We start from the raw sequence: 3,391 nt of genomic DNA, 5'->3' as shown, positions 1-3,391 counted from the left end.
TACCCGGTGGGCGTGTACACGCTGCCCAAGCACCTGGACGAGAAGGTGGCGCGTCTGCACCTCGACGCCCTGGGCGTGAAGCTGACCACGCTCCGTCAGGAGCAGGCCGACTACATCGGCGTCCCCGTCGAGGGCCCGTACAAGCCGGACCACTACCGCTACTGATCCCGCTCCCAGCGGTCACAGCACAGCACTGAGGCAGGCCCCCGGCTCCCGCAGCCGGGGGCCTGCCCCGTACCCCCGACACAGGTCAGGAACCGGAACCCCATGCCCCGCGGCCGCTATTCGCTCCACGACACCCACGACCACACCCCCCTCGGTGAGGAACACTTCCACTGCGCCCCCGGCCCCTCCGGCTGGCGCTACGTCTCCCAGACCACCACCCCCTCCGGCGAGCACGCCGGCTCCGTGGACCTGGCCGTAGACGACCTCGGCCGCCCCATCCGCCTCGAACTCCACGCCTCCAGCTGGCAGATCCGCGGCGCCGCCATCGACGGGGTCACCTGGGTACGCACCGACCCCACCGGCACCGAGGCCACCGAGGGCAACGTCCGCGCCGCCGCCTTCACCGGCACCTCGCCGGCCTTCCTGATCGCCACCGCCCGCCTGCTCCGGCTCACCCCCGGATCCCCCGCCACCCGCGTCCGCCTCGTCGCCTTCACGGAACCGGTGCTGGCCCCCCTCACCGTCGACCAGTCCTGGTCCCTGGTCACCAGTGAAGAGCACCCCACCGACAGCGGCCCGCTGCCTGTGGACGAGTACCGCATCGACGACCTGGCCACGGGCGAGCGGCACACGGTCCACATCTCAGGCGACGTGGTCCTCTCGGCCCCCGGCATCGAACTCGAACACCTGGAGACCCCGCCCTCGGCCTTCCCCGACCCCGCCTAACCGGGCGGCGCGAACCCGGTCGCAGACGGCCGGGACGCCGCCTCCCCGTCCCCGTGAACGCCCGCCCCGCCTTCCGCGGCCGCCCCGTCCCCCGCCCCCCGGCCCCGAACCGGCGCCTGAACCGGCGCCCGGCCCTCGACCGGCCCCTGAACCCGGGCCCGGTCCTCGACCCGGCCCCCGTCCAGATCCTGAACCCGGGCCTGCGCCGCGAACGCCCGTCGCGCATCCCGCTGCTGCCGCTCGTGCACCACGGCCGCCAGATACGCCGCGGCGGGCACCCCCGGCGGCGCGGGCGCCCCCGTACACGCCACCAGGTCGTCCCCGAGCCGCGCCGCCATCGACGCGCTGACCTGCGGATCCAGCTGCCCCATCCGGGTCAGGTACTGGCGTATCGCCAGCCACAGCCCTTCCGGTACGGCCGACAGGTCCAGCCCGGTGAACTGCCCGGCCAGCCAGGGCGGGGGCGGCGGCGTATAACCGCCCCGGGCCCCGGGCACCCGCTCGCGCACCACCAGCGTCCCCGCGAACACGTCCCCGAGCCGACGCCCGCGCGCGGACACCAACGAGGCGATGCAGGCGATGGTCCCGAAGGTGGCCAGCAGCTCCACGATCCCGAGGGACCCGCGCACCAGCGCGTGCCGGAACCGCACCGGCCCCCCGTCGTCGCGCACCACCCGCAGCCCGCACGCCAGCTTCCCGAGCGAACGCCCCCGGCTCAGCGTCTCCACGGCGATCGGCACCCCGACCAGGACCAGGACGAACAGCGAGATCTGGACGGCGGTCCGCGCGGCCTCGTCCAGCGACCCCGTCGCCGCCATCAGCAGCGCCGATACGACGAGGAAGACCGTCACCTGCACGACCAGGTCGATGGCGATCGCCAGCCCCCGGCTCGGCAGCCGGGCCGGCTGCAGCCCCAGGACCACCGCGTCCCCCGTCACCAGATCGCTCACCGACGCCCGTCCTTCCCGCCCTGTTGGCCCTGCCCCTCGGCCATCCAGTCTGCCAAGCTGACCGGAGTACGTCAGCAGTCGTCAGACAGCTCGCCTGGGGCAGGAGCGGCAACCGGATGGATCTCGACGTCTTCGTGAGCGCCCACCGGGCCGAATGGGACCGCCTGGAGCAGCTCCTGCACCGCGGCCGCCACCTCACCGGCGCCGAGGCCGACGAACTCGTCACCCTCTACCAGCGCACCGCCACCCACCTCTCGCTGATCCAGTCCAGCGCCCCCGACCCCCTGCTGACCGGCCGCCTCACCCAGCTCGTCGCCCGTGCCCGGTCCACCGTCACGGGCACCCGCCGGGCCGGCTGGCGCGACGCCGCCCGCTTCTTCACCGTCGGCTTCCCCGCGGCGGTCTACCGCAGCCGGCACTGGTGGATCCCCGCCGCCCTGCTCTCCACGCTGGTCGGCGCCCTCATCGGCTGGTGGATCGCCGCCCACCCCGAAGTACAGGCGGCCATCGGCGCCCCCGCCGACCTCCGCGAGATGACCCGCCCCGGCGGCCAGTACGAGACCTACTACTCCAGCCACCCCGCGGCCTCGTTCGCCGCCCAGGTGTGGACGAACAACGCCCGCGCCGCCGCGATGTGCCTGGTCCTGGGCGTCTTCCTGGGCCTGCCGGTCCTCTGGATCCTCTTCCAGAACATGCTGAACCTGGGTATCGGCATCGGCCTGATGGCCTCCGCAGGTCGGCTCGACGTCTTCCTCGGCCTGATTCTCCCGCACGGCCTGCTCGAACTGACCGCGGTGTTCGTGGCCGCCGGCACCGGCCTCAAGCTCGGCTGGACGGTCATCGACCCCGGCCCCCGCACCCGCCGCGCAGCCCTCGCCGAAGAGGGCCGCTCGGCCCTCGGCATGGCCCTCGGCCTGGCCGCGGTGCTGTTCGTCTCCGGCCTGATCGAAGGCTTCGTCACCCCCTCCGGACTGCCCACCTGGGCCCGCATCGCCATCGGCATCGCAGCCGAGGCGGCCTTCCTCCTGTACGTGTACGTGCTCGGCGGCCGGGCCGTCCGCGCCGGTGAGACGGGAGACGTGGCCGCCGCCGACCGCGGCGACGCGCTGCCCACGGCCGCCTGATGTGCACACACCCCTCAGGAGCTGCTAGTGTCCTACCTCGTCCCGCAAAGACCGTTGACACGGACTGAGCGGGGAGGTAGATTCGAACGGTTGCCTCGGACTGGACAGCCCGACTGCAAACATCTAGAGTCTCACTCGCTCCCGAAGTTCTGGAATCGAATTCCAACACGTGGAGCACATCCTCCGAATCCGATCGGAATTCGAACCGGAAAACCCGGCAAGAAGCTCTGATAGAGTCGGAAACGCCGGAAGGGAAAAGCGCGAAAGCGGCTTGGACCGGAAAGCGCCGAGGAAATCGGGTCCGGAAAGATCTGATAGAGTCGGAAACGCAAGAACGAAGGAAGCGCCCGGAGGAAAGCCCGAGAGGGTCAGTACAAAGGAAGCGTCCGCACCTTGAGAACTCAACAGCGTGCCAAAAATCAACGC

4 protein-coding genes are annotated in these 3,391 nt (G+C 71.8%); 3 read left to right on the top strand and 1 reads right to left on the bottom strand.

Annotated features, from left to right (window positions below):
- Together ACZ7JZ_RS35940 and ACZ7JZ_RS35935 are read left to right on the top strand one after the other, a co-directional pair.
- The coding region (locus ACZ7JZ_RS35940; protein WP_470946336.1) for an adenosylhomocysteinase at nt 1-165 on the top strand (165 nt) is incomplete at its 5' end.
- 102 nt (nt 166-267) lie between these two features.
- Nucleotides 268-891, top strand: coding sequence for a hypothetical protein (locus ACZ7JZ_RS35935; protein WP_470947354.1), 624 nt, complete (start codon nt 268-270; stop codon nt 889-891).
- Here the strand turns inward: ACZ7JZ_RS35935 and ACZ7JZ_RS35930 are convergent.
- Nucleotides 888-1,841 (bottom strand): RDD family protein, encoded by a 954-nt coding sequence (locus tag ACZ7JZ_RS35930; protein WP_470947351.1) that lies wholly within the window; start codon nt 1,839-1,841, stop codon nt 888-890. The genes ACZ7JZ_RS35935 and ACZ7JZ_RS35930 overlap by 4 nt on opposite strands.
- A 116-nt stretch (nt 1,842-1,957) precedes the next feature.
- On the opposite strand from ACZ7JZ_RS35930, the gene ACZ7JZ_RS35925 reads away from it, so the two are divergent.
- Nucleotides 1,958-2,965 (top strand): stage II sporulation protein M, encoded by a 1,008-nt coding sequence (locus tag ACZ7JZ_RS35925; RefSeq protein ID WP_470947349.1) that lies wholly within the window; start codon nt 1,958-1,960, stop codon nt 2,963-2,965.
- Nucleotides 2,966-3,391: the final 426 nt, after the last annotated feature.

The organism is Streptomyces sp. NPDC038213 (assembly GCF_055600495.1).
Note: the sequence above shows the minus strand (reverse complement) of the source record. Positions and strands in the feature narration are given on the sequence as shown.

Bases quoted from the DNA above. Each gene is read 5' to 3' on its own strand.
- ACZ7JZ_RS35925 (WP_470947349.1), top strand. From the start codon at position 1,958: ATGGATCTCGACGTCTTCGTGAGCGCCCACCGGGCCGAATGGGACCGC.
- ACZ7JZ_RS35935 (WP_470947354.1), top strand. From the start codon at position 268: ATGCCCCGCGGCCGCTATTCGCTCCACGACACCCACGACCACACCCCC.